Annotated in this window: 27 protein-coding genes; 18 read left to right on the top strand and 9 right to left on the bottom strand. The window is 68.0% G+C overall.

Annotated elements, in window-relative coordinates:
- The first annotated feature begins 35 nt into the window (after positions 1-35).
- Genes ACZ5CM_RS11465 through ACZ5CM_RS11410 form a run of 12 tightly spaced genes read left to right on the top strand, consistent with a single transcriptional unit; the run spans position 36 to position 9,253 of the window.
- Positions 36-632, top strand: a complete 597-nt coding sequence (locus ACZ5CM_RS11465) for a head-tail connector protein (protein WP_464638856.1) — start codon at positions 36-38, stop codon at positions 630-632.
- Positions 632-970: a head-tail adaptor protein gene (locus ACZ5CM_RS11460; protein WP_464638854.1), complete on the top strand. Its 339-nt coding sequence runs from the start codon at positions 632-634 to the stop codon at positions 968-970. The genes ACZ5CM_RS11465 and ACZ5CM_RS11460 overlap by 1 nt, the downstream gene beginning before the upstream one ends.
- Positions 967-1,380, top strand: coding sequence for a DUF3168 domain-containing protein (locus ACZ5CM_RS11455; protein ID WP_464638852.1), 414 nt, complete (start codon positions 967-969; stop codon positions 1,378-1,380). The genes ACZ5CM_RS11460 and ACZ5CM_RS11455 overlap by 4 nt, the downstream gene beginning before the upstream one ends.
- Before the next feature lie 24 nt (positions 1,381-1,404).
- Entirely contained in the window at positions 1,405-1,818 is a 414-nt protein-coding gene (locus tag ACZ5CM_RS11450; protein WP_464638850.1) for a phage major tail protein, TP901-1 family, read from the top strand.
- A 2-nt stretch (positions 1,819-1,820) separates the two neighbouring features.
- The gene (locus ACZ5CM_RS11445) at positions 1,821-2,144 is read left to right on the top strand and encodes a gene transfer agent family protein (protein WP_464638848.1); all 324 of its coding nucleotides are present in this window, start codon (positions 1,821-1,823) and stop codon (positions 2,142-2,144) included.
- A complete protein-coding gene (locus ACZ5CM_RS11440; protein WP_464638846.1) occupies positions 2,141-2,404 on the top strand; it encodes a rcc01693 family protein in 264 nt (87 codons plus the stop codon). Before ACZ5CM_RS11445 ends, ACZ5CM_RS11440 begins: the two co-directional genes overlap by 4 nt.
- On the top strand, positions 2,382-3,044 hold the full coding sequence (locus ACZ5CM_RS11435) for a phage tail tape measure protein (protein ID WP_464638844.1): 663 nt from the start codon (positions 2,382-2,384) through the stop codon (positions 3,042-3,044). The genes ACZ5CM_RS11440 and ACZ5CM_RS11435 overlap by 23 nt, the downstream gene beginning before the upstream one ends.
- Before the next feature lie 15 nt (positions 3,045-3,059).
- Complete coding sequence (locus ACZ5CM_RS11430; protein ID WP_464638842.1) at positions 3,060-3,692, top strand: phage distal tail protein, Rcc01695 family; 633 nt, start codon at positions 3,060-3,062, stop codon at positions 3,690-3,692.
- Positions 3,692-4,579, top strand: a complete 888-nt coding sequence (locus tag ACZ5CM_RS11425) for a DUF2163 domain-containing protein (RefSeq protein WP_464638840.1) — start codon at positions 3,692-3,694, stop codon at positions 4,577-4,579. Before ACZ5CM_RS11430 ends, ACZ5CM_RS11425 begins: the two co-directional genes overlap by 1 nt.
- Entirely contained in the window at positions 4,576-5,022 is a 447-nt protein-coding gene (locus ACZ5CM_RS11420; protein ID WP_464638838.1) for an NlpC/P60 family protein, read from the top strand. Before ACZ5CM_RS11425 ends, ACZ5CM_RS11420 begins: the two co-directional genes overlap by 4 nt.
- A complete protein-coding gene (locus ACZ5CM_RS11415; RefSeq protein ID WP_464638836.1) occupies positions 5,022-8,951 on the top strand; it encodes a baseplate multidomain protein megatron in 3,930 nt (1,309 codons plus the stop codon). The genes ACZ5CM_RS11420 and ACZ5CM_RS11415 overlap by 1 nt, the downstream gene beginning before the upstream one ends.
- A 5-nt stretch (positions 8,952-8,956) precedes the next feature.
- The gene (locus tag ACZ5CM_RS11410; RefSeq protein WP_464638834.1) at positions 8,957-9,253 is read left to right on the top strand and encodes a DUF7742 family protein; all 297 of its coding nucleotides are present in this window, start codon (positions 8,957-8,959) and stop codon (positions 9,251-9,253) included.
- Here ACZ5CM_RS11410 and ACZ5CM_RS11405 read toward each other — a convergent pair.
- On the bottom strand, positions 9,234-9,572 hold the full coding sequence (locus ACZ5CM_RS11405) for a TraR/DksA family transcriptional regulator (RefSeq protein ID WP_464638832.1): 339 nt from the start codon (positions 9,570-9,572) through the stop codon (positions 9,234-9,236). The genes ACZ5CM_RS11410 and ACZ5CM_RS11405 overlap by 20 nt on opposite strands.
- An 86-nt stretch (positions 9,573-9,658) precedes the next feature.
- On the opposite strand from ACZ5CM_RS11405, the gene cysE reads away from it, so the two are divergent.
- From cysE to ACZ5CM_RS11390, 3 genes are all read left to right on the top strand, one after another.
- Positions 9,659-10,468, top strand: coding sequence for a serine O-acetyltransferase (cysE, locus tag ACZ5CM_RS11400; RefSeq protein ID WP_464638830.1), 810 nt, complete (start codon positions 9,659-9,661; stop codon positions 10,466-10,468).
- An 84-nt stretch (positions 10,469-10,552) separates the two neighbouring features.
- Positions 10,553-11,620: a cysteine synthase A gene (gene cysK / locus ACZ5CM_RS11395; RefSeq protein WP_464638828.1), complete on the top strand. Its 1,068-nt coding sequence runs from the start codon at positions 10,553-10,555 to the stop codon at positions 11,618-11,620.
- 120 nt (positions 11,621-11,740) lie between these two features.
- Entirely contained in the window at positions 11,741-12,322 is a 582-nt protein-coding gene (locus tag ACZ5CM_RS11390; protein ID WP_464638826.1) for a Tll0287-like domain-containing protein, read from the top strand.
- Positions 12,323-12,450: 128 nt separating this feature from the next.
- Here the strand turns inward: ACZ5CM_RS11390 and ACZ5CM_RS11385 are convergent, their stop codons facing one another.
- The 4 genes from ACZ5CM_RS11385 to ACZ5CM_RS11370 form a co-directional block, all read right to left on the bottom strand.
- Complete coding sequence (locus tag ACZ5CM_RS11385; RefSeq protein ID WP_464638824.1) at positions 12,451-13,788, bottom strand: pyruvate dehydrogenase complex dihydrolipoamide acetyltransferase; 1,338 nt, start codon at positions 13,786-13,788, stop codon at positions 12,451-12,453.
- A 99-nt stretch (positions 13,789-13,887) separates the two neighbouring features.
- Positions 13,888-15,255, bottom strand: a complete 1,368-nt coding sequence (locus ACZ5CM_RS11380) for a pyruvate dehydrogenase complex E1 component subunit beta (RefSeq protein WP_464638822.1) — start codon at positions 15,253-15,255, stop codon at positions 13,888-13,890.
- A 14-nt stretch (positions 15,256-15,269) separates the two neighbouring features.
- On the bottom strand, positions 15,270-16,259 hold the full coding sequence (pdhA, locus tag ACZ5CM_RS11375; RefSeq protein WP_464638820.1) for a pyruvate dehydrogenase (acetyl-transferring) E1 component subunit alpha: 990 nt from the start codon (positions 16,257-16,259) through the stop codon (positions 15,270-15,272).
- A 160-nt stretch (positions 16,260-16,419) separates the two neighbouring features.
- Positions 16,420-16,719 carry an FtsB family cell division protein gene (locus tag ACZ5CM_RS11370; RefSeq protein ID WP_464642588.1) on the bottom strand — a complete coding sequence of 100 codons (300 nt, stop codon included), beginning with the start codon at positions 16,717-16,719 and terminating at the stop codon, positions 16,420-16,422.
- 199 nt (positions 16,720-16,918) lie between these two features.
- On the opposite strand from ACZ5CM_RS11370, the gene ACZ5CM_RS11365 reads away from it, so the two are divergent.
- Both ACZ5CM_RS11365 and ACZ5CM_RS11360 read left to right on the top strand, forming a co-directional pair.
- Positions 16,919-18,553 (top strand): acyl-CoA dehydrogenase family protein, encoded by a 1,635-nt coding sequence (locus ACZ5CM_RS11365; RefSeq protein ID WP_464638818.1) that lies wholly within the window; start codon positions 16,919-16,921, stop codon positions 18,551-18,553.
- A gap of 143 nt (positions 18,554-18,696) precedes the next feature.
- Complete coding sequence (locus tag ACZ5CM_RS11360) at positions 18,697-19,188, top strand: bacterioferritin (RefSeq protein WP_464638816.1); 492 nt, start codon at positions 18,697-18,699, stop codon at positions 19,186-19,188.
- Between the two features lie 31 nt (positions 19,189-19,219).
- Here ACZ5CM_RS11360 and ACZ5CM_RS11355 read toward each other — a convergent pair whose 3' ends face one another.
- The 3 genes from ACZ5CM_RS11355 to ACZ5CM_RS11345 form a co-directional block, all read right to left on the bottom strand.
- Positions 19,220-20,410: a phosphoglycerate kinase gene (locus ACZ5CM_RS11355; protein ID WP_464638814.1), complete on the bottom strand. Its 1,191-nt coding sequence runs from the start codon at positions 20,408-20,410 to the stop codon at positions 19,220-19,222.
- A 186-nt stretch (positions 20,411-20,596) separates the two neighbouring features.
- On the bottom strand, positions 20,597-23,461 hold the full coding sequence (locus ACZ5CM_RS11350; protein ID WP_464638812.1) for a valine--tRNA ligase: 2,865 nt from the start codon (positions 23,459-23,461) through the stop codon (positions 20,597-20,599).
- Between the two features lie 108 nt (positions 23,462-23,569).
- Positions 23,570-24,154, bottom strand: coding sequence for an HNH endonuclease (locus ACZ5CM_RS11345; protein ID WP_464638810.1), 585 nt, complete (start codon positions 24,152-24,154; stop codon positions 23,570-23,572).
- Positions 24,155-24,363: 209 nt separating this feature from the next.
- On the opposite strand from ACZ5CM_RS11345, the gene ACZ5CM_RS11340 reads away from it, so the two are divergent.
- Positions 24,364-24,942 carry a pseudouridine synthase gene (locus ACZ5CM_RS11340; RefSeq protein ID WP_464638808.1) on the top strand — a complete coding sequence of 193 codons (579 nt, stop codon included), beginning with the start codon at positions 24,364-24,366 and terminating at the stop codon, positions 24,940-24,942.
- Here ACZ5CM_RS11340 and ACZ5CM_RS11335 read toward each other — a convergent pair.
- The gene (locus ACZ5CM_RS11335) at positions 24,930-25,199 is read right to left on the bottom strand and encodes an usg protein (RefSeq protein WP_464638806.1); all 270 of its coding nucleotides are present in this window, start codon (positions 25,197-25,199) and stop codon (positions 24,930-24,932) included. The two genes, ACZ5CM_RS11340 and ACZ5CM_RS11335, sit on opposite strands and share 13 nt — an antisense overlap.
- Positions 25,200-25,238 lie beyond the last annotated feature (39 nt).

The following is a 25,238-nucleotide window of genomic DNA, read 5'->3' as shown; positions in this document are numbered from 1 at the left end:
AGGGTCCGCAGGGGCCGGATTTGCGGAGTGAATCGATGAGGTTGATCGAAGAGACCACCGTGCCCGATACGGCGCTGCCGGTGGACCAGTTCAAGGCGCATTTGCGGCTGGGCTCGGGGTTCGACGAGTTGAGCCTGCAGGACGGGGTTCTGAACGGGTTTCTGAGGGCTGCCATCGCGGCGATCGAGGCGCGCACGGGCAAGGTGCTGATCGCACGGAATTTCACATTGGTGGCGTCGGGGTGGGACGATCCGCGGGGGCAGGTTCTGCCGGTGGCGCCGGTGACGGCGGTGAACCAGGTGGTCGTGGAGGATGCGGCCGGGGTTCAGACCGCGGTGGCGGCGGATCGCTGGTGGCTGGAGGCGGATGATCAGCGGCCTCGCCTGCGCCCGCGAGGGGCGTGTCTGCCGGCGGTGCCTGCGGGTGGCGCGGTGCGGGTGTCTTTCTCGGCCGGCATGGCGCCCGACTGGGGCGGGCTGCCGGCCGATCTGGGGCAGGCGGTGATGCTGCTGGCGGCGCATTACTACGAATATCGCGACGAGACGGCCCTGGGGCCGGGCTGCATGCCGTTCGGGGTCAGCAGTCTGATCCAGCGTTACCGGCAGGTGCGCCTGGCGCCGGGGGCGGTGTGATGAAGCTGCCGCGGCTGAACCGGTCGCTGGTGCTGGAGGTGCCGATGCGCGTCGCTGACGGCTCGGGCGGGTTTGTCGAGAGCTGGCAGGCGCGCGGTGCGTTGTGGGCCGAGGTGAGCGCGCGCGGCGGGCGCGAGCGGGGCCAGGGCGGGGCGCCGGTGGCCAGCGTGTCCTGGCGGATCGTGGTGCGGGCGGCGCCGGTCGGGTCGTCGATGCGCCCCCAACCGGGGCAGAGGTTTCGCGACGGAGCGCGGGTTTTCGTCATTCGTGCGGTGGCCGAGCGCGATGCGGATGGGCGCCATCTGATCTGTTTTGCCGATGAGGAGGTTGCGACATGAGTTATGGCGTGGCGGGGGCGTTGCAGGAGGCGGTCTATCAGCATCTGCTGGCCGATCCGGGGGTGAATGCCCTGGTCGGTGGGGGTGTTTATGATGCGCTGCCTGCCGGACCGGTGCCCGAGACCTATGTGAGCCTGGGCGCCGAGGAGGTTCTGGACCGCTCCGATGCGTCGGGGGCCGGGGCCTTGCATCGTTTTACCGTGAGCGTGATCAGCGAGGCCTCGGGTTTTGCCGCGGCCAAGGCGGTGGCGGCTGCGGTGGGGGATGCGTTGCTGGGTGCCGATCTGGTGCTGAGCCGCGGGCGTGTGGTCGGGCTGTGGTTCGAGCGCGCCAGCGCCCGGCGCAGCGGCCGGGCGGGGCGGGTGCGCCGGATCGATCTGCGCTTTCGCGCCCGGGTGGAAGACAACTGAAGCGTTTGAATTTGGAGAGAGCCGATGGTTGCTCAGAGTGGCAAGGATCTGTTGATCAAGGTGGACATGACCGGGGGTGGTCTGTTCGAGACGCTGGCGGGGCTGCGGGCCACGCGGATCAGTTTCAACGCCGAAAGCGTGGATGTCACCACCCTGGAAAGCCAGGGGGGCTGGCGTGAACTTCTGGGCGGAGCGGGGGTGAAATCGGCGGCGATTTCGGGATCTGGGGTGTTTCGTGACGCCGGCACCGATGAACGCGCCCGGCAGCTGTTCTTTGATGGCGAGACGCCGGATTTCCAGGTCATCATCCCCGGTTTCGGCATCGTTCAGGGGCCGTTTCAGGTGACCGCGATCGAATATGCCGGCACCCACGACGGCGAGGCCACCTACGAGCTGTCTCTGGCCAGTGCCGGGGCGCTGACCTTCACGGCGGTGTGATCATGGCGAACCCTTGGGCGGGCGAGGTGGCGCTGGTCATCGATGGTGAGCGGCGGGTGATGAAGCTGACGCTGGGCGCGCTGGCCGAGCTGGAGGCGGCGCTTGCCGAGGGGTCGCTGGTCGATCTGGTGCGGCGCTTCGAGGAGGGGCGGTTTTCCACCCGCGACGTGATGGCGGTGATCGTTGCCGGGCTGCGTGGCGGTGGTGTCGATCTGGATGCGGAGGCGCTGCGCCGGGCCGACATCTCCGGCGGGCCGATGGCGGCGGTGCGGGCGGCGGCCGAGCTGCTGGCGCGGGCCTTCATGCTGCCGGGCGAGGCGGGATGAGCCGGTTCGACTGGCCCGCCCTGATGCGGGCGGGGATGCAGGGGCTGCGGCTGACGCCGGATCGGTTCTGGCGTCTGACCCCGGCGGAGCTGCGGTTGATGCTGGGGCAGGCGGGGGCGGTGGCGCCGCTGGGGCGCGAGGGGCTTGAGGCCCTGATGGCGGCCTGGCCCGATGCTGCGCCCGGTCCCGAAGCGGGGTCGGGCACAGGTGTCGGTATGGCCGGGGAAGGAGAGCGGGATGCAGGATCAGAGCGGGTTTGACGAGTTGGAGGCGCGGGCGGCGGCGCTGGAGGACAGTCTGGGTGCGGCAGCCGGGGTGACGGCGGATTTCGAGGCCGAGCTGCGCCGGATGCGGCGTTCGCTGGCAGCGACGGGGCGCGATGTGGCGTCGCTTGAGCGGGGGTTTTCGCGCGGTTTGCGGCGGGCTTTCGACGGGGTGATTCTGGACGGGATGAAGCTGTCGGATGCGCTGGGCGTGGTGGCCCGGTCGATGATCCAGACGGTGTATTCGGCGGCGCTTCGGCCAGTGACCGATCAGGTGGGCAGTGCGCTGGCCGGTGGGGTGGAGCGGTTCGTCAGCGGGCTTTTGCCTTTTGCCGATGGTGCCGGTTTCGCTCAGGGGCGGGTAATGCCCTTTGCCAGCGGCGGGGTGGTTTCGGGGCCGGTACGGTTTCCGATGCGCGGCGGGGTCGGGTTGATGGGCGAGGCCGGGCCCGAGGCGATCATGCCGCTGGCGCGCGGGCCCGATGGCAAGCTGGGGGTCAGGGCTGCGGGCGGCGGCGGCACGGTCAATGTGGTGATGAACGTCACGACCCCCGATGTGGAGGGGTTCCGCCGCAGCCAGGGGCAGATCGCGGCACAGCTGGGTCGGGCGCTGAGCCGCGGTGCGCGCAATCGCTGAGGCATGGAGGAAGCGATGGATTTTCACGAGGTGCGGTTTCCCGCGTCGCTGAGTTTCGGCTCGGTTGGTGGGCCCGAGCGGCGGACCGATATCGTCACGCTGGTCAACGGGTTCGAAGAGCGCAACACCCCCTGGGCGCATTCGCGCCGGCGCTTTGATGCCGGGGTCGGGTTGCGGTCGCTGGACGATATCGAGACGCTGATCGCCTTTTTCGAGGCCCGGCGCGGGCAGATGTACGGGTTCCGCTGGAAGGACTGGTCGGATTTCAAGTCCTGCCGGGCATCTGCCGTGGTGGGTTTCGACGATCAGCAGATCGGTGTTGGCGACGGGCGAGAGACGGTGTTCCAGCTGGTCAAGACATATCGTTCGGGGGGGCAGAGCTATGCCCGGCCGATCCGCAAGCCGGTGGCGGGCACCGTACGCGTCGGGGTCGAGCAGGACGAGCTGCGCGAGGGGGTGGATTTCGAGATCGACACCACGACGGGTCTGGTGACGCTGGCCCATGCTCCGGCCGAGGGGATGCGCGTGGTGGCCGGGTTCGAGTTCGACGTGCCGGTGCGGTTCGATACCGACCGCATCCAGACCAGCGTGGCAAGTTTTCAGGCCGGCGAGGTGCCCAGTGTGCCGGTGTTGGAGGTGCGAGTCTGATGGCGGGGCAGGAGGCGGCGCTGCGGGCGCATCTTGAGGGCGGGGTCACGACGCTGTGCCGGTGCTGGGCGGTGACCCGGCGCGACGGGGTGCGGTTCGGCTTTACCGATCACGACCGGACGCTGGTTTTCGACGGGCTGGCGTTTTGCGCCGATACCGGCATGTCGGCTCTGGCCCTGCAGCAGGGCACGGGGCTGGCGGTGGACAACAGCGAGGCCGTCGGCGTGCTCAGCGATGCGGCGGTGCGGGACGAGGACATCGAGGCAGGCCGCTTCGACGGGGCCGGGGTCGAGGTGTGGCTGGTCAACTGGGCCGCGCCGGAGCAGCGCCGGTTGTTGTTTCGCGGCATGTTGGGCGAGGTGCAACGGGCGGGCGGAGCCTTCCGCGCCGAGTTGCGGGGTCTGACGGAGCTGCTCAACCGTCCGGTGGGGCGGGTCTATCAGAAGCCCTGCAGCGCCGTTCTGGGGGATGCGGCCTGCCGGTTCGACCTGTCGCAGCCGGGGTATCGGGCGGAGCTGGCCGTGGCGGCGGTCGAGGACGGGCGCCTGTTCCGCTGGGCGGAGCTGCCCGGTTTCGATGCGGGCTGGTTCGCGCGCGGGCGGCTGGAGGTTCTTTCGGGGCCGGGGGCGGGGCTTTCGGCCCTTGTCAAGCGGGATGTGGTTGATGGGGATGGGCGTCTGATCGAACTGTGGGAGCCATTGCGAGCGGCCATCGAGGTGGGGGATCGGGTGGCGATCACCGCCGGTTGCGACAAGCGCTTCGAAACCTGCCGGCTGAAATTTGCCAATGGGGTCAATTTCCAGGGTTTTCCCGACATTCCCGGCGAGGACTGGCTGGCGGCGGTGCCGCGTTCTTCGGGAACGAACGACGGGGGGAGCAGACGGTGAAGGCGGATCCGGGGATTGTTGTCGCGCTTGCGCGGGGCTGGATCGGCACGCCGTATCGGCATCAGGCGTCCTGTCGCGGCGCGGGGGCCGATTGCCTGGGGCTGGTGCGCGGGGTGTGGCGCGAGCTGCACGGGCAGGAGCCGGCAAAGGTGCCCGCCTATACGCCCGACTGGTCCGAGCCGCAGGGCGAAGAGCGGCTGTGGGCGGCAGCGGCGCGGCATCTGGTGGCGCTGGCTCCGGGGGAGCCGGAGGCTGGCGACGTGGTTCTGTTCCGCATGCGGGCGGGGGCTGTGGCCAAGCATCTGGGCATCGTCACCCGGGCCGGCTGTGCGGGTCGGTTCGTGCATGCCTATGACGGGCATGGGGTGGTGGAAAGCCCGCTGAGCGGGCCGTGGGCAAGGCGGATCGTGGCAAGGTTCGCATATCCGGGGGAGATTGGCTGATGGCGACGATCGTTCTTGCCGCTGCGGGGGCGGCGATTGGCGGTTCGGTGGGGGGCACGCTTGCGGGGATTTCCTCGGTCGCGATCGGCCGGGCGGTGGGGGCGACGCTGGGCCGGGTCATCGATGCGCGGATTCTGGGTGCGGGCGCCGAACCGGTAGAAACCGGCCGGATCGATCGGTTCCGGCTGACCGGTGCCGGCGAAGGGGAGCCGGTGGCGCGGGTTCATGGCCGGATACGGGTTGGCGGGCAGGTCATCTGGGCCTCGCAGTTCCGCGAGACGGTGACGGTTTCCGGTGGCGGCAAGGGTGGTTCGGCGCGCCCGAAGACGCGGCGTTACAGCTACAGCGTGTCGCTGGCGATTGCCCTGTGCGAGGGCGAGATACTGAGCGTAGGCCGGGTCTGGGCCGATGGCGAGGAAGTTTCGCGCGATGATCTGAACATGCGCGTCTATACCGGCAGTCGCGACCAGCAGCCGGACCCGGTCATGGAGGCCATCGAGGGGGTCGGCGCGGTGCCGGCCTATCGGGGCACGGCCTATGTGGTGATGGAGGATCTGTCGCTGGAGCGGTTCGGCAACCGGGTGCCGCAGTTTTCCTTCGAGGTGGTGCGGGCCGAGCAGCCCGGCTCGTCCCGTTTCGGGCGCGATCTTTCGCAGATCGTGCAGGGGGTGGCGCTGTTTCCGGGGACCGGAGAATATGCACTGGCCACCACGCCGGTCTATCGGTCGGGCGGGCCGGGGCAGTATCGTGCCGACAATGTGAACACGCCCTCGGGGCGCACCGACTTCGTCACTTCCTTTGATGCGCTCGGCGAGGAAGTCCCAGCCTGCCGGGCGGTATCTCTGGTGGTGTCCTGGTTCGGCAGCGACCTGCGCTGCGGATCTTGCGAGATCCGCCCGAAGGTAGAGACGGCCGAGGCCGACGGCACCAACATGCCCTGGTCGGTGTCCGGGGTCGGCCGGGCCGGGGCGGGGGTGCTTGCGCAGGTGGATGGCCGGCCCGTCTATGGTGGCACGCCGGCCGATGCGGCGGTGGTCGAGGCGATCCGCCACATGCAGGAGGCGGGCAGGCGGGTGATGTTCTACCCGTTCATCCTGATGGAACAGATGGCCGGCAACGGGCTGCCGGATCCCTGGACGGGGGCAGATGAGCAGCCGGCCCTGCCGTGGCGGGGGCGGATCACGCTTTCGGTGGCCCCGGGGCGGCCGGGCAGCCCGGACGGGACGACGCAGGCCGAGGCGGAGGTCGCCGCCTTCTTCGGCACTGCGCGCGCGTCCGATTTCACCGTGGGCGACGGGGTGGTGACCTATTCGGGTCCGCAGGAATGGGGGATGCGGCGGTTCATCCTGCATTATGCCGCCCTTTGCGCCGCGGCCGGCGGGGTGGATGCGTTCTGCATCGGCTCGGAGATGCGGGCGCTGACGCAGATCCGGGGGGCGGGCTCCTTTCCGGCGGTGCAGGCGCTGCGCGATCTTGCGGCCGAGGTGCGTGCGCTGCTCGGGCCGGGTGTGAAGATCGGCTATGCCGCCGACTGGAGCGAATATTTCGGCTACATGCCGGCGGATGCGCCGGGGGACCGGTATTTTCACCTCGACCCGCTGTGGGCTGACGACAATATCGATTTCATCGGCATCGACAACTACATGCCGCTGTCGGACTGGCGCGACGGGTCGGATCATCTGGATGCCCGCGCCGGTTGGCGCAGCATCTACGACCCCGCCTATCTGGAGGCCAATGTCGAGGGCGGCGAGGGCTTCGACTGGTATTATCATTCCGCGCAGGCGCGTGCGGCGCAGATCCGCACCCCGATCACGGACGAAGCCCATGGCGAGCCCTGGATCTGGCGCTACAAGGATCTGCGCGGATGGTGGGAGAACGCCCATCACGAGCGCATCGGCGGCGTCAGGCAGGCGCAGCCGACGGCGTGGGTGCCGCGCTCCAAGCCGTTCTGGTTCACCGAGCTAGGCTGTGGCGCGGTGGACAAGGGGTCGAACCAGCCCAACCGGTTTCTTGACCCCAAATCTTCCGAGTCCGGGCTGCCGCATTTTTCCAGTGGCCGGCGCGACGACCTGATCCAGCGGCGCTATCTGCAGGCGATGCTGGGCCATTGGGCGAAGGGGGAAAACAACCCGGTTTCGGAACTTTACGGCGGCCCGATGCTGGATCTGGCCAATGTTTACATCTGGGCATGGGATGCGCGGCCCTTTCCGGCCTTCCCTGCCAATGACGAGCTGTGGGGAGATGGCGAGAACTACCAGACCGGGCATTGGCTGAACGGGCGGGTGGGCGCGCGCAGCCTGGCCTCGGTGGTTGAGGAGATCTGCCGCGATTGCGGGCTGACGGCGGTGGAGACCTCCGAGCTGACCGACATGGTTCGCGGCCATGTGGTCGAGCAGGTCGGCGATGCGCGCTCGGCGCTGCAGCCCCTGATGCTGCGATACGGATTCGACGCGGTGGAGCGTGACGGGGTGCTGAAGTTCCGGCCCCGGCCGTCGGGGGAACCCGTTGCCATCGGTGCCGAGGAACTGGCGGCCAGCCCCGAGCTCGAGGGCGATCTGGAGCTGAGCCGCGCCGCCGAGGCCGAGATGGCCGGGCGGGTGCGGATGCGCTTCGTGCAGGCGGAGGGGGATTTCGACGTGGTGGCGGAAGAGGCGGTTCTTCCCGACGACGAAACCCATGCGGTGGCCGCCCGTGATCTGCCGCTGGTGATGTCGCGGGGCGAGGGGCGCGCCGTGGCCGAGCGCTGGCTGGCCGAGGCGCGGCTGTCGCGGGACGTGGCCCGTTTCGCCCTGCCGCCGTCGCGGCTGGATCTGGGTGCCGGCGATCTGGTGCGGCTGCCGGCGCGGGGGGACGTGCCGGGGGGCATCTGGCGTATCGACCGGGTGGAGCTGGCCGAGATGCAGTTGATTGAGGCGGTGCGCAGCGAGCCTTCGGTTTACGAACCGTCCGAATCGGTGCGCGAACCGGCCCGGGTCCGGGCCTTCGTGCCGCCGGTGCCGGTTCGGCCGCTGTTCCTGGATCTGCCGCTTGTCGCCGGGGACGAGGTGCCCCATGCGCCGCATCTCGCGGTAACGGGCAAGCCGTGGCCGGGCAGCGTGGCGGTCTTCGCCTCGGACAGCGACAGCGGCTATGCCCTGTCGGACCTGATTGCGCGCCGGGCGGTGGTGGGAAGGACCGAGACCCCCCTGCCGGCGGCGCGGCCGGGTCTGTGGGACGAGGGAGATGCGCTGCAGGTGCGTCTGATCTCCGGCGCCTTCGAGTCGCGCCCGCCCGAGGCGGTGCTGGGTGGTGCCAACCTGGTGGCGATCGGGGACGGCACGGCGGCGGGCTGGGAGCTGTTCCACTTCGCCGATGCCCGGCTGGTGGCGCCCGATACCTGGCAGCTGTCGATGCGGTTGCGCGGGCAGTTCGGGTCGGATGCGCTGATGCCGGCGGTATGGCCGACTGGCTCATGGGTGGTGCTGCTGGACGACGCGGTGACGCAGATCACGCTGAGCGCCGACCGGCGCGGCATGGCGCGGCACTACCGGATCGGTCCGGCGGCGCGGGGCTATGACGATCCGTCCTATCGGCATCGGGTCGAGGCATTCGACGGAATCGGGTTGCGTCCCTGGGCACCGGCCCATCTGCGGGCCGGGCGCGCCGAGGACGGCAGCCTGCGGGTCAGCTGGATCCGCCGGACGCGGATCGACGGGGATCGCTGGGACGTGACCGAGGTGCCTCTGGGCGAGGAGAGCGAAGCCTATCTGGTGCGGGTCACCGAGGGCGGGACCCTTCGGCGCGAGGCGACCGTGACGGCGCCGCAATGGATCTATGACGCGGCGCTGCAGGCCGCTGACGGGCTGGGCTTTCCGGCGCGTCTGGAGGTGGCGCAGATCTCGGCCCGGTTCGGTCCGGGGGCATGGGCCGGTATCGATCTGCAGGGCTGAGCCGGATGCGGCCGGTCCTGCATGGCGATGTGAGCGCGGCGGCGCGCGCCCTGCTGTCGGTACCGCCCCCTGCGCGGAGGGATCTGTGCGCGCGGATGATCCGCGAGGCCGAGAGCGCCCATGTCTTCATGCTGCGCACCGGCCGGCCGCATCCGTCATGGGGCAATGGCTCGCTCATGGCGGCGGCGCGCCGGCGGGTGCTGCAGGACGAGCCGGGCTTTGACGACGTGGAGTATTGCCACTGCTTCGAGATGGTCTTGCAGGCGGTGGTCGCCCACCACCTCAGCCGCGGGCGCAGGTGATGCAGAGGGTGGCGGCCGGGTTCAGTTCAAGCCGGCGCAGCGCGATGTCAGCGCCGCAGTCGTCGCATGCGCCATATTCGCCTGACCCGATCCGCGCCAGGGCTGCGCGCAGGCGCCGGGTTTCGATGTCGCGCCGGGACTGCTGGGCGCGGGCCATGGCCTGGTTTTGCAGCGCGTCCATGCGGCTGAGCCGCCCGACCGACTGCTGATCGAGCGGCACCACGGCCTGACCTTCGCGGCCCCGCGCATTTTCTTCCTCGATTTCGGCCAGCCGCGCCCGGATGAGGGCGGCCAGGCGGGCCTGTTCGGTGTCATTCATGGCCGGATCTGCCTCATCACGGGTTTGCGTTTGGCATCTTTCGCCGTAAATGGTTAGTCTCGGACAAAAGACGGGAAAGGCAAGCCATGGCTGAAAGGCGCGCATTTGTTGCCCCGGTCGATCCGGTATGGGACCGGATCACCGCAGAGGCGGAAGAAGCGGTCCGTAACGAGCCGCTGATGGGGGCGCTGATTCACGCCTGCATCCTGCACCACACGACGATCGAGAAGGCGCTGTCCTACCGCATCGCGGCCAAGCTGACCTCGAACGAGATGTCCATGGTCGTGCTGCGCGAGATCGTCGATCAGGCCTATGAGGACGCCCCCGAACTGATCGAGGCCGCCCGCGCCGACCTGGTGGCGGTGCATGAGCGCGACCCGGCCTGCCACCGGCTGCTGCAGCCGATCCTGTATTTCAAGGGCTATCAGGCGATGCAGGCCTATCGTGTGGCGCACTGGCTGTGGAACCGCGGTCAGCGCGATCTGGCCTATTTCTTCCAGATGCGATCATCCGAGATCTACGGCATCGATATCCACCCCGCGGCCCGGATCGGCAAGGGGATCATGATCGACCATGCCCATTCCATCGTCATCGGAGAGACCGCGGTGGTGGGCGACAACGTGTCGATGCTGCATTCGGTGACGCTGGGCGGCACCGGCAAGGAGGACCAGGACCGCCACCCCAAGATCGGGGACGGGGTGCTGATCGGGGCCGGGGCCAAGATCCTGGGCAATATCAGGATCGGCAACTGTTCGCGCATCGCGGCCGGCTCGGTGGTGCTCAGGGACGTACCTCCCTGCACCACGGTGGCCGGCGTTCCGGCGCGGATCGTGGGCGAAGCCGGCTGCGATCACCCCTCGGTCGAGATGGATCAGCTGCTGCGCGATCAGACCTGACCGCCGTGAAGCGCGTCAGGAGATGGGATTTACCGAAAGTGCCCGCCCGCAGCGGCGGGCCTTTTCATGGCAGGAGGAGAACGGATGACACGGCAGACCGAAGGGCGCGGCAGGCTGTACGACGACATACTTGACACGATGGGCAACACGCCCTGCATCCGCATCAACCGGATCGCGCCGGATCATGTCACGGTTTACGTCAAGTTCGAGGCGTTCAATCCGGCCGGGTCGGTCAAGGACCGGCTGGCGGTGAACGTCATCGAGGCGGCCGAGAAGAGCGGCGCTCTGAAACCGGGGCAGACCGTCGTCGAGGCGACCAGCGGCAATACCGGCATCGGGCTGGCCATGGTCTGCGCGGTGAAGGGCTATCCGCTGGTGGTCACGATGGCCGAAAGCTTCTCGGTCGAGCGGCGCAGGCTGATGCGGTTTCTGGGCGCCAGGGTGGTTCTGACGCCGAAGGAGCTGAAGGGTTTCGGCATGTACCAGAAGGCGAAGGAACTGGCCGAGGCGCATGGCTGGTTCCTGGCCCACCAGTTCGAGACGCAGGCCAATGCCGACATCCACGAACACACCACGGGGCGCGAGATCGTCGCCGATTTCGACGGGCAGCGGCTTGACTACTTCGTCTCCGGTTACGGCACCGGCGGGACCGTTTCCGGGGTCAGCCGGGTGCTGCGGCGCGAACGCCCCGAGACCAGGATCATCCTCACCGAGCCCGCCAACGCGGCGCTGGTGGAAAGCGGCATCCCCCAGCCGCGCAATGCCGAGGGCGAGCCCGCTGCCAGCCACCCGGCGTTCGAGCCGCACCCGATCCAGGGCTGGACCCCGGATTTCATCCCGCTGGTGCTGCAGGAGACGCTGGACGAGAGCCGCTATGACGACCTGGTTCCGGTCGCTGGGCCCGAGGGCATCGAATGGGCGAGACGGCTGGCGGTGGAAGAGGGGATCTTTTGCGGCATTTCCGCCGGTTCGACATTCGCCGCGGCGATGAAGGTGGCCGAGAGCGCCCCGGAAGGCTCCGTCATTCTGGCAATGCTGCCCGACACCGGCGAGCGCTATCTGTCCACGCCGCTGTTCGATGGAATCGAGGCGGACATGGACGAGGAAGAGATCGCACTGATGCGCTCGACGCCCGGCTTTCGGATGACCTGAGCGCCGGGCACGGGCGGATAACGGCCACGGGTGGCGCGGGACGGCGCGTCGCATTTACATTCAATTTTTTTGAATCTCATATTTTCGTTACTGCAGATATTGACGGGAAAGGCTGTCCGCATGACGAAACGCGTTCTCACGACCATTGCCATGGTCGGTGCTCTTGGCGCCGCATCGACCGCGGTGGCGCAGGATGACAAGGCGGCCCTGGCCGCCGAGGGCAAGGCCGTGATCCAGAGCTTCGCCGGCGCGCTCAAGAGCGAACTGAAGGCGGCGATGAAGGCCGGCGGCCCGACGCAGGCCATCGGGGTGTGCAATCTCGAGGCACCTCAGATCGCCGAGAGGGTCTCGGCCGAAAGCGGCTGGACGGTGGCTCGCTCCAGTCACAGGTTACGCAACCCGGCCAACGCCCCCGATGCATATACCGCGGCTGTGATCGACGAGTTTCTCAAACGTCAAGGCGCGGGCGAGAAGGCGGCCGACCTGGTCAAGGCCGAGATCGTCGAAGAGGACGGCCGCAGGATGTTCCGCATGGTCAAGGCAATCCCGACGGGCGAGATCTGCCTTGCCTGCCACGGCGGAGCCGAGGTCAAACCCGAGGTCGAGGCACGCCTGGCCGAACTCTACCCCGACGACCGGGCCCGCGGCTTCGACCTTGGCGAAATGCGGGGCGTGTTCACCCTGAGCAAGCTGCTGGAGTAGATCCGGCAGCCTTCTTCCTCTTGCCGGAAATACTCCGGGGGTGAGGCCCGCAGGGCCGAGGGGGCAGAGCCCCCTGCACCCCTTTTCGGCACATCCTCCCGATCTGCCCGCCCGCGACTTCTGCTGCGTCAGGCCAGCATCGCCAGTGGATTTTCGAGGTTGTCCCTGATCGCCTGCAACAGCTGCGCCCCCAGCGCCCCGTCGATGACCCGGTGATCGACGCTCAGCGTGACCGACATGACCGTGGCCACGCACAGCTCTCCGTCATCGCCGACAACTGGCTTCTTCACCCCGGCGCCGACGGCAAGGATCGCGCCATGCGGCGGATTGATGACCGCGTCGAAACTGTCGATGCCATACATGCCCAGATTGGAAATGGCGAAGCTGCCGCCCTGGTATTCATGGGGGGCAAGCTTGCGGTCGCGGGCGCGGGCGGCCAGATCCTTCATCTCGGCCGAAAGCGCCGAAAGAGATTTGACTTCGGCATCCTTCAGCACCGGGGTGAACAGCCCGCCCTCGACGGCGACCGCCACGGCCACGTCCGAGGGCTTCAGCCTCAGGATCCGGTCGCCGGCCCAGACGGCATTGGCATCGGGCACCTGTTGCAGCGCCAGCGCGCAGGCCTTGATGATGAAATCGTTGACCGAAAGCTTCACGCCCCGCCCGGCCAGCTGCGCGTTGAGCTCGGCCCGCAATTTCAGCAGCGCGTCCAGCCGGATGTCGCGGCGCAGGTAGAAATGCGGGATGGTCTGCTTGGCCTCGCTCAGGCGGGCGGCGATGGTCTTGCGCATCCCGTCGAGGGTGATTTCCTCGTAGTTGCGGCCCTCGTAGATGCGCGCAATGGATTCCGCCGAAGCTGCCGGCGTTGCTGGCGCGGGGGTGGCCGGGGATGGGGTCGGGGCCGTGGCCGGCGAAGCGGCGGCGGCAGGTTGTGCGGCAGGCGTGGCTGTGGCGGCCAGCACGTCGGCCTTGACGATCCGCCCGCGCGGCCCCGAGCCGGAAATGGCCGCAAGGTCGATCCCCTTTTCCGCGGCGATGCGCCGGGCCAGGGGTGAGGCGAAGATGCGCCCGCCATCGGCGGCGGTCGGGGCGAGCGGAGCGCTGGCCGGGGCGGCGGGGGCGGCGTGCGGGGCAGGGGCAGAGGTCTCGGGGTCCCCTGCGGGGGCCGCCTTGTTGCCCGGCCCGGCCGCGGGTGCGGCCTCGGTCATGGCGTCGGCGTCCTCGCCTTCCTCCAGCAGGATGGCGATGGGGGTGTTGACCTTCACCCCTTCGGTACCTTCGGGGACGAGGATCTTTCCGATCACGCCGTCATCGACGGCCTCTAATTCCATCGTCGCCTTGTCGGTTTCGATCTCGGCCAGAAGGTCGCCGGATTGCACGCTGTCGCCCTCTTTCACCAGCCATCTGGCCAGCGTGCCTTCCTCCATGGTCGGCGACAGGGCGGGCATCAGGATTTCGGTGGGCATGGGGTTATGCTCCTGGATCGGTCCGGGGGCGGGGGCGAGGGGCCAGCCCCTCGCGCTCCCCGGAGTATTTTCGGCAAGAGGAAGAGGCGGTGTGGTGCATCATCGGTAGGTCACTTCGTGCACGGCGGCGACGACCTCGTCGGTGGTGACCAGCGCATGTTTTTCCAGGTTGGCCGCGTAGGGCATGGGCACGTCCTTGCCGGTGCAGGTCAGAACCGGCGCATCCAGCCAGTCGAAGGCCTCGCGCATGATGACCGAGGCGATATAGCTGCCGACTGATCCCTGCGGCCAGCCTTCCTCGACCGTGACGCAGCGGTTGGTCTTCTGAACCGAGCGGATGACCGTGGCGGTGTCCATGGGGCGCAGGGTGCGCAGGTCGATCACCTCGGCGCTGATGCCGTCGGCGGCGAGGCGCTCGGCCGCGTCCAGCGCATAGGTCATACCGATGCCGAAACTGACGATGGTCACGTCCGTGCCCTCGCGCCAGATCCGTGCCTTGCCGAAGGGGATGGTGAAGTCGTCGAGCTCGGGCACGTCGAAGCTGCGGCCGTAGAGGATTTCGTTTTCGAGGAAGATCACCGGGTTGGGGTCGCGGATCGCCGATTTCAGCAGCCCCTTGGCGTCGGCGGCCGAGTATGGCATCGCCACCTTCAGCCCCGGGATCTGCATGTACCAGGCGGCGTAGTCCTGGCTGTGCTGGGCGGCGACGCGGGCGGCGGCGCCGTTGGGGCCACGGAAGACGATCGGCACGTTCATCTGCCCGCCTGACATGTAGAGGGTCTTGGCGGCCGAGTTCACGATCTGGTCGATGGCCTGCATGGCGAAGTTGAAGGTCATGAATTCGATGATCGGCCGCAGCCCGGCATAGGCCGCGCCGACGCCGATGCCGGCAAAGCCCTGTTCGGTGATCGGCGTGTCGATTACCCGGCGGGCGCCGAATTCGTCCAGCAGCCCCTGGCTGACCTTGTAGGCGCCCTGGTATTCGCCCACTTCCTCGCCCATCAGGAACACGTCCGGGTTGGCGCGCATTTCCTCGGCCATGGCGTCGCGCAGCGCCTCGCGCACGGTCTGGGATTTCATCGGCGTGCCCTCGGGCCAGTCGGGCGAGAGATCGGCCGCCGGCGGTTCGGGCGCAGCAGCAGCGGCCGCCGGGGGTGCGGCCGGTTCGGAGGCGGGGGGTGCGGTCTTCGTGGCGGAGGAGGCGGGCAGGGCCGCGGCGTCCTCGCCTTCTTCCAGCAGGATGGCGATGGGGGTGTTGACCTTCACCCCTTCGGTGCCTTCGGGGACGAGGATCTTGCCGATCACGCCGTCATCGACGGCCTCGAACTCCATGGTCGCCTTGTCGGTCTCGATCTCGGCGATGATGTCGCCGCTGGATACGCTGTCGCCCTCTTTCACCAGCCATCTGGCCAGCGTGCCTTCCTCCATGGTCGGCGACAGGGCGGGCATCAGGATTTCGGTTGCCATGTCTGTCTTTCCCCTCAGGCGTAAATGTCGGTCCACAGCTCCTCGAGCGGCGGCTCGGGGCTTTCGCGGGCAAAATCGGCGGCCTTGTTGACGATCGCCTTGATCTCCTTGTCGATCGCCTTCAGGTCGTCCTCGGAGGCGTGTTTGCCGTCCAGCAGCAGCTGGCGCACATGCTCGATCGCGTCGCGGGTTTCGCGGATCTTCTGCACCTCTTCGCGGGTGCGGTACTTGGCCGGGTCCGACATGGAGTGGCCGCGATAGCGGTAGGTCTTGACCTCGAGGATGTAGGGCCCCTTGCCAGCCCGGCAATGCGCGGCGGCCTTCTCGCCCGCCGCCTTCACCGCCAGAACGTCCATGCCGTCCACCGCCTGGCCGGGGATGCCAAAGGCCTCGCCACGGGTGAAGATGTCCGGGGTCGAGGTGGAGCGCGTCTGCGCCGTGCCCATGGCATACTGGTTGTTCTCGATCACGAAGATCACCGGCAGCTTCCACAGCGCCGCCATGTTGAAGGTTTCATAGACCTGGCCCTGGTTGGCGGCGCCTTCGCCGAAATAGGTGTAGGTCACGCGGCCGGTTTCCCCGTATTTGTCGGCGAACGCCAGCCCCGCCCCCAGCGGCACCTGGGCGCCGACGATGCCGTGGCCGCCATAGAATTCCCGTTCCTTCGAGAACATGTGCATCGAGCCGCCCTTGCCCTTGGAATAGCCGTCCACGCGCCCGGTCAGTTCGGCCATGACGCCGCCAGGATCCATGCCGCAGGCCAGCATGTGGCCGTGGTCGCGATAGGAGGTGATCCGCCGGTCGCCTTCGCGGGCCGTGGCCTCGAGGCCGACGACGACCGCCTCCTGCCCGATATAGAGGTGACAGAACCCGCCGATGAGCCCCATGCCATAGAGCTGCCCCGCCTTTTCCTCGAATCGGCGGATCAACAGCATGTCACGGTAGAACCCGGTCAGTTCCTCGGCTGAAATGTTCGGTTTTCTCGTGCTTTTTCGCGCGGCCATGGGGGGAATGCCTCCTCCGGGAAAAATAGTTTAGCGTTAAACTATTTCATAATTGATTTTCTGAGGAAAGGCGAGAGGGAATATGACGCGTGATCACGAGGGCTGGGCCGGGCCCTCGCAGTGGCGCGCCGGCCCCCCCCTTGCCGGGACGATGGCGGGGTTAGCGGATCACCAGTTCGTCGGCGCGCAGCAGGCCCAGGACCGAGCGCGCCTGCTGATCCAGAAGATCGAGGTCCAGGTAGTCGTCGGACAGGCGGCGGGTGAGGTTTTCCATGCGCGCCACCTCGGCGTCGAGCTGCTCCAGCTCGCGTTCCAGTGCGCGTTTTTCGGCCAGGATCTCGACCCGCCGGAACAGGCCGTAATCGCCCTGCACGGCGGCAAAGGTGAAATAGGTGCCCACCGAAAAGGCGACGGCGAAGAAAATCAGCGAACCAAAGCTGTAGCGGTTGGAACGGGTCACGGTCATCTGCCCTGAACTGCCTCGAAACGGCGCCTCTGGCGGGCGCTCTGTGTGAGCGTGCCACAAGCGGGCGGCGATGGGAATCCCCGATCGTGCGGAGATTGGCGACGCGGCAATGGCGTGGCCATGACGCAACGACGCGCTGGCCCGACTCGCCCCTGCGCGGCATGCTGGCCATGACCCGCGAGGAGGAACCACCATGACCCGTATCGCCCCTGCCGCCGATCTTGGCACTCACGAAGTCATCAACCAGCCGCTGCCCCCCGGCGGGCGCGACCTGTGGGCATCGGATGCGGCTCTGCGTGACCACGCCTCCGCCGCCGGCGCGCGCACCGATGCGCTGGCCCGCGCCGGTGCCGAATATGGCGACGAGGCGCTGCTGCAGGCGGCCACCGACGCCCGGCGCGATCCGCCGCGGCTGGTCTCCTTCGACCGTTCGGGGCGGCGGCTGGACGAGGTGCATTTCAACCCCGGCTATCACAAGTGCATGGCCACGGGGATGCGGCTTGGCTATGCCCATGCCGCCTGGGACGGGGCGCCGGGCGGTCACGCCACCCATGCGGCGCTGGTCTACATGCAGGCGCAGGTCGAGCCGGGCGTGGGCTGCCCGCTGACCATGACCTATGCCGCGGTGCCGGCGCTGGCGGCCGAGCCCGAGCTGGCGGCGCTGTGGCGGCCGAAGCTGACCTCGGCCCGATACGACCCGTCGGTGCGGCCGGTGACCGAAAAGACCGGCGCCACCATGGGCATGGCCATGACCGAGAAACAGGGCGGCTCGGATGTGCGCGCCAACACCACCCGGGCGGTGCGCGATGGCGATGACTGGCGGCTGAACGGGCACAAATGGTTCTGCTCGGCGCCCATGTCCGACGGCTTTCTGACGCTGGCGCAGGCGCCGGGGGGGCTGACCTGTTTCCTGGTCCCGCGCTGGCTTCCCGACGGCACCCGCAACGGCATCCGCATTCAGCGGCTCAAGGACAAGATGGGCGATCGTGCCAATGCCAGCTCGGAGATCGAATATGTCGATGCGCTGGCCCATCGCCTTGGCGATGAGGGGGCCGGCGTGCGCACCATCATCGAGATGGTCCACCATACGCGCCTTGATACCGCGCTGGCGCCTGCCGGGCTGATGCGCGCGGCCCTGGCCGAGGCGCATTGGTGGGTGCAGGGCCGCTCGGCCTTTCAGCGCCGGCTGATCGACCAGCCGCTGATGCGGGCGGTGCTGGCCGATCTGGCGCTGGACTGGGAGGCGGCGACGGCGGCCGGATTCCTCGTCGCCCGCGCCTTCGACCGCGGCGACGAGGAGGGGCGCGCGCTTGCCCGGATCGGCGTGGCGCTGGCGAAATACCTCAACAACAAGCGCTGCGTTGCGGTGGTGGCCGAGGCCATGGAGGTTCTGGGCGGCGTCGGCTATGTCGAGGAAACCCCGATGCCGATGCTGTTCCGCCAGTCGCCGCTGAACGGCATCTGGGAGGGATCGGGCAATGTGATCTGCCTCGACATCCTGCGCAGCCTGTCGCGCGAGCCGCGCGCGGGGCAGGTGCTGGACGCCCTGTTCGACGGCCTGCGCGGCCAGGACGCGCGCTTTGACGCGGCGCTTGCCGCCCACCGCGACCGCTGGCCCGGCCTGCCGCCCGAGGCCGAGGCCCGCTGGTTCGCCGAAAGCCACGCCACGCTGCTTGCCGCCGCCGCCCTGATGCAGGCCGCGCCGACCGCGGTGGTGGACGGCTTCCTCACCGGCCGGGTCGAGGGGCGGCGCGGTTCGGTGCCGGGGGCGCTCTCGGGGCTGGACGAGGGGGCGATCCTGTCCCGCCTCGGCGGCGCGGCGGAATGACCTGCCTTCCGCCGGCCGACGCGCCCATGCGACAATTGCGCGCCGACGGTTGCCGGGGCAGGCGGGGGGCATATCTCGGATACCGGTCACGCCTGCCTGCCGCCGGCGCGGGCTGACAACCGGGACAGAGGGGAGACGAGAACATGACCGACAAGGCAACCACGCTGGAAAATCTGCAAACCGCGCTGTCGATGGAGCTGAGCGCCGCGGCGCAATATCTTCTGCATGCCCATGTGCTGGAGGACTGGGGGCTGGACCGGCTGGCGCAGACCATGCGCACGGAGATGAGCGAGGAGCTCGGCCATGCCGGCGCCTTCATCGACCGGATCCTGTTCCTGGGCGGCAAGCCCGAGATGTGCCAGCAGAAGACGCCGCATCTGGCCGCCGATCTGCGCGACATGTTCGAAACCGACCGCGCCGACGAAAAGGAGGCCATCGCCTTCTACACCCGCGCCGCCCGCGCTGCCCATGACGCCGACGACATCGGCTCGCGCGCGCTGTTCGAGCGCATCGTGATGGACGAAGAGGGGCACTGGGGCTGGCTCGATCAGCAGCTTTCGCTGCTGGAGCGGATGGGCGAGGCCGCCTATATCGCCAATTTCATGACTGGCGAGAGCGGCGAGGGCGCGGCCTGAGCGCCCCCCGCAATCTCACCCTCGCGCGGCCCTACCCCATGAGTGCGGCTACGCCCGGCAGGATCTTGCCCTCCATCCATTCGAGGAAGGCACCGCCGGCGGTCGAGACATAGGTAAAGTCATCGACCACGCCCGCCTTGTTCAGCGCCGCCACCGTGTCGCCGCCGCCGGCCACGCTGCGCAGCCGGCCGGCCCGGGTCAGCTTTGCCGCCTTGCGCGCGGCCAGGGTGGTGGCGGTATCGAAGGGCTCGATCTCGAAGGCGCCAAGCGGGCCGTTCCAGATCAGCGTGCGCGCGCCCTCCATCACCCGGCCGATCCGCGCCACCGTCTCGGGGCCGGCATCGAGGATCATTGCATCCGCCGGGCAGGCATTGGCCGCCACCGTTTCGCTTTCGGCGCCGGCCCGGAACTCGCGCGCCACCACCACGTCCACCGGCAGCACGATTTCGCAGCCTTCCTTGTCCGCCCTGGCCAGGATGTCCGTGGCAGTGGCGGTCATCTCGTGCTCGCACAGCGACTTGCCCACATCCATCCCCTGCGCGGCCAGGAAGGTATTGGCCATGCCGCCGCCGATCACCAGGTGATCGACCCGCGCCACCAGGTTGCCCAGAAGATCCAGCTTGGTGGAGACCTTGGCCCCGCCGACAATGGCCACCACCGGCCGCTCGGGATTGCCCAGCGCCGAGTCCAGCGCGCTCAGCTCGGCCTCCATCAGCCGCCCGGCACAGGCCGGCAGCAACCGCGCCAGCCCTTCGGTTGAGACATGCGCCCGGTGCGCGGCGGAGAAGGCGTCATTGCAGTAGATGTCGCCCAGCTTCGCCATCTCGGCGGCAAGATCGGGATCGTTCTTCTCCTCGCCGGGGTGAAAGCGAGTGTTCTCCAGAAGCAGCACCTCGCCCTCGCGCAGCGCAGCCACCGCCGCCTCGGCCGCCGGCCCCCGGCTGTCGGCGCAGAACATGACCGGCACGCCAAAGGCCGCCTCCAGCGCCGGCACCAGCGGGCGCAGAGACATCTCGGGCACCACCTTGCCCCTCGGCCGGCCGAAATGGGCCAGCAGGATCGGCTTGCCGCCGGCTGCCAGAATGTCGCTGACCGTCGGTACGATGCGGCGGATGCGGGTATCGTCGGTCACCCGCCCGTCCTGAACCGGCACGTTGATATCCACCCGCACCAGCACCCGCTTGCCGGCAAGATCCATGTCGTCCAGCGTCTTCCAGCCCATCAATCCCTCCCGTGGCAACAGGAAAATGAAAATCGCCCGCTGTCTGGCGCAGAACCCCGCCGCCGGTCAATGCGTCACTTGGACGGGCAACACCTGCCCCCTTCCTCTTGCTCCAAATACTCCGGGGGTGAGGCCGAAGGCCGAGGGGGCAGCGCCCCCTCGACGACCACCCCTGCCACCGGCCCCTCAGGCCAGTTCCGACAACCGCGCCAGCGCCTCTTTCAGCTTCGCCTCTTCCTCTTCCCGGGCGGCCAGGTTGGCACGCGCCTCCTCGACGACCTCCTCCGGCGCCGAGGCCACGAATTTCGGGTTGCCGAGCCGCCCGCGCAGGCCCTTCAGCTCCTTCTCCAGCTTGCCCACCGCCTTTTCCAGCCGCGCCTTCTCGGCCCCGATATCGATGATGTCGGCCAGCGGCAGGCCGAAGGTGGCCCCCTCGACGGCAATCGTCACCGCACCTTTCGGCATCTCCTCGACGCTCTGCAGATCGTCCACCCGGGCCAGCCGCCGGATCAGCGCCTCGTTGCGCGCCCAGGCCGCCCGGCCCCGGGCATCGATTTCGGCCACCACCAGAGGCACGTAAATTCCCGCGCGTACATGCATCTGCGCCCGGGCCGAGCGGATCTCCTCGATCAGCGCGATCACCCAGTTCATCTCGTGATCGGCGGCCTCGTCCACCAGATCGGCCGGAGCATGTTCCGGCCAGTCCGCATGCACCAGCATCTTCTCCCGCCGCCCCGACAGGCCCCACAGCTCCTCGGTGATGAAGGGCATGAAGGGGTGAAGAAGGATCAGGCACTGATCCAGAACCCATTTCATCACCGCCCGCGTCTCGTCGCGCAGGGCCTCGTCCTCGCCCTGCAGCAGCGGCTTGGAGAATTCCACGAACCAGTCGCAGACCTTGCCCCAGACAAAGGCGTAAAGCGCATTCGCCGCATCGTTGAAGCGGAAATTCTCCAGCGCCTCGTCCACCGCGGCCCGGACCTTGGCGGTCTCGCCCAGGATCCAGCGGTTGAGCGTCGCCTCGGCCCGCGGGATGCCCTCCACGGAGACCTCGAAAACGCCATTCATCTCGGCGAAACGGGCAAAGTTCCACAGCTTGGTGCCGAAATTGCGGTAGCCGGCAATGCGCTGGGTCGAAAGCTTCAGATCCCGCCCCATCGCCGCCATCGCCGTCAGCGTGAAGCGCACCGCATCGGCGCCATATTCGTCGATCAGCTCCAGCGGGTCCAGCACGTTGCCGAGGCTCTTGGACATCTTCTTGCCCTTCTCGTCGCGGACAAGAGCATGGGTATAGACGGTGCGGAAGGGCCGCTTCCCCACCACTGCGAATTGCATCATGATCATCCGCGCCACCCAGAAGAACAGGATGTCGAACCCCGTCACCAGCACGTCGGTGGGGAAGTATTTCTTCAGCTCGGGCGTGTCCTCGGGCCAGCCCAGCGTGCCGATCGGCCACAGGCCGGAGGAAAACCAGGTGTCCAGCACGTCCGGGTCGCGCGTCAGTTCGCGCCCGCCGGCCATCTCGCGCGCCTCCTGCTCGTTGGCCGCGCAATACTGGTTGCCCTCGGCGTCATACCACACCGGGATCTGGTGCCCCCACCACAGCTGGCGCGAGATGCACCAGGGCTCGATGTTTTCCAGCCAGTGGAAATAGACCTTCTTCTGCTGCTCGGGCAGGATCTCGATCTCGCCCGAGCGCACCGCCTCGATCGCCGGCCCGACGATTTTGGCCGTGTCCACGAACCACTGATCGGTCAGCATCGGCTCGATAACCACCTTCGAACGATCCCCGAAGGGCTGCATGATCGGCTTGTTCTCGATCAGCGGCACCTCGTTGCCCTCGGCATCGGTGGTCATCACCGCAAGGCCCTCGCTGGTGATCTGTTCGACCACGCGCTTTCGCGCCTCGTAGCGGTCGAGCCCGCGCAGATCGTCGGGCACCAGGTTGAGACTGTCCACCAGCGCGGCGTCGAATTCCATCTCGCCACGGGCGATTCTCTGCGCGATGGCGGCGCATTCGGCATAGGGGGCGCCGTCGTTGCGCATATGCGCGCGGGTATCCATCAGCCGGTAGAGGGGGATGTTGTTGCGCTGCGCCACGGCGTAGTCGTTGAAGTCGTGAGCCCCGGTGATCTTCACCGCGCCCGAGCCGAAATCGGGATCGGGGTATTCATCGGTGATGATCGGAATGAGGCGCCGATGCTCCTTAGGTCCGACAGGGATTTCGCAAAGTTTCCCGACGATTGGCGCGTAACGCTCATCCGACGGGTGAACCGCCACTGCGCCGTCGCCCAGCATGGTCTCGGGCCGCGTGGTGGCGATGGAGATGTAGTCGCGCTCTTCCTCCAGCACGATGTTGCCGTCCGCGTCGCGCTCGACATAGGTATAGGTCTCGCCGCCGGCCAGCGGATACTTGAAATGCCACATGTGGCCGTCGACCTCGACATTTTCGACTTCGAGATCGGAAATGGCGGTTTCGAAATGCGGGTCCCAGTTGACCAGCCGCTTGCCGCGATAGATCAGGCCCTTGCGATACATGTCCACGAACACCTTGATGACGGCATCGTGGAAATTGCCCTCCTCGCCGTTGGGGGCGCCGGGGGCGCCGGACATGGTGAAGGCGTTGCGCGACCAGTCGCAGGAGGCGCCCAGCCGCTTGAGCTGGTTGATGATGGTGCCGCCCGATTGCTGCTTCCATTCCCACACCTTCTGGAGGAACTTTTCGCGCCCCAGATCCTGGCGGCGGATGCCTTCCTCGGCCAGCTTGCGTTCGACCACCATCTGGGTGGCGATGCCGGCGTGGTCCTGGCCGGGCTGCCAGAGCGTGTCGAAGCCGCGCATCCGGTGCCAGCGCACGAGGATGTCCTGCAGCGTGTTGTTGAAGGCGTGCCCCATGTGCAGGCTTCCGGTCACGTTGGGCGGCGGGATCATGATGCAGAAGGTTTCCGCGCGGCGGGCATTGGCGCCCGCCCTGAAGCAGCCGGCCCTCTCCCAGGCCTCGTAGAGGCGGCCTTCGGCCTCGGCCGCGTTGAAGGTCTTTTCCATCGCCATCGTGAGCGTCCCCTTTCCGGTCGGGGGTTCCTCTAGCGAAAGGCGCGGGGAAGGGGAAGGCGGAAATGGCCGTGGCCGGGAACGGGAGGGGTGGCGGCGGGGCCGTGGTCAGGCCTCCAGTTCGGCGTCCCAGTAGAGGAAGTCGATCCAGCTTTCGTGCAGCAGGTTGGGGGGGAACTTGCGGCCGATGTTGCGCAGCTCCTCCGGCTGGGGCTGGCGTGGCGGGCGGCGCAGGGTCATGCCGGCCTCGCGCAGCGATTTCGCCCCCTTCTTCAGATTGCACGAAGAACAGGCCGCCACCACATTCTGCCAGCTGGTGACACCGCCGGCGGCGCGCGGCACCACATGGTCGAAGGTCAGATCACCCCTTGCGCCGCAGTACTGGCAGCGGAACTCGTCCCTCAGAAAAAGATTGAAGCGCGTGAAGGCCACGCGCTTGAGGGGTTTCACATAGTCCTTCAGGACCACGACGGAAGGGATGCGTATTTCGGTGCTGGGACTGCGCACCACCGCGTCATATTCGGCCACGATGGCGACGCGATCCAGCCACACCGCCTTGATCGCCTCCTGCCACGGCCAGAGCGAGAGCGGGTAATAGGACAGCGGCCGGTAGTCCGCGTTCAGCACCAGTGCCGGGTGCTGCTTCAACGCGCCCGGTTCGCGCACGAAGCCGGTTCTGAAATCGCCGTCCATTCGTGACTCGTCCTCCGCCCTGTCGGCCGATCCTCGACCTCTCCAGGGCGGGGAGTCCCGCCCCAGCCTGAAGCCGACTATATATCGCGCATGTCCGCAGGCAACCCCGGAGTTGAACACAACATGTCGCGGCTGCGGGCGGCGCGGCCGGCGTTTCCTGCGCCCGCTCCGCTTGCGGCGGGCGGGCGGCGGCTGCTAGAGCCGCGCCCATGACCCGCCTGATCCGCTTCAACAAGCCCTTCGACGTGCTGGCGCAATTCACCGACCGTGGCAATGCGGGCACGCCCCGCCGCACGCTGTCCGATTTCATCGATCTGCCCGGCGTCTATCCGGCCGGGCGGCTCGACCGCGACAGCGAGGGGCTGATGCTGCTGACCGATGACGGGCGGCTGCAGGCGCGCATCAGCGATCCGCGCCACAAGATGGAGAAGGCCTACTGGGTCCAGGTCGAGGGCCTGCCCGACGAGGCCGCCCTGCAGGCGCTGCGCCGGGGCGTGGAGCTGAAGGACGGCCGCACCCGCCCCGCGAAGGTGCGCCGCATCGACGCGCCGGACGGCCTGTGGCCGCGCAACCCGCCGATCCGGGTGCGAAAGACGGTGCCGGACAGCTGGATCGAGCTGGTCATCCGCGAGGGCCGCAACCGTCAGGTGCGGCGGATGACGGCGGCCGTGGGCCACCCGACGCTGCGCCTGATCCGCTGGCGGATCGGGCCGTGGACGCTCGGCGATCTGGCCCCCGGCGCGTGGGGGGAGCTTCCCCGCGCCGCGTGGCCGGCTCAGTTCAGGTAGAACTCGCCCACCACGTTCTGCCACTGCCCGGGCGAGATCATCTTGCGATGGGTGAAACGGACCGAGTGCAGCGGCCCGTCGATCTCGCGCTGCCAGAATTCGATGAATTCGAACAGGCGCGGATGATCCGGGGCAATGTCGTATTCCTGCCAGATGAAGGTGTTGAGCACATGCGCATGGTCCGGCATGTGGTAGAAGAATTCGGCCGTGGTCAGGCCGTAGCCCTTGAGCATCAGTTCGGTTTCGCTTCTCTCCATGAATCGCCTCATGTTCCCTGCTTGCGGAATCATGATGCG

The sequence above is a fragment of the Piezobacter thermophilus genome (assembly GCF_055386745.1).
Note: the sequence above shows the minus strand (reverse complement) of the source record. Positions and strands in the feature narration are given on the sequence as shown.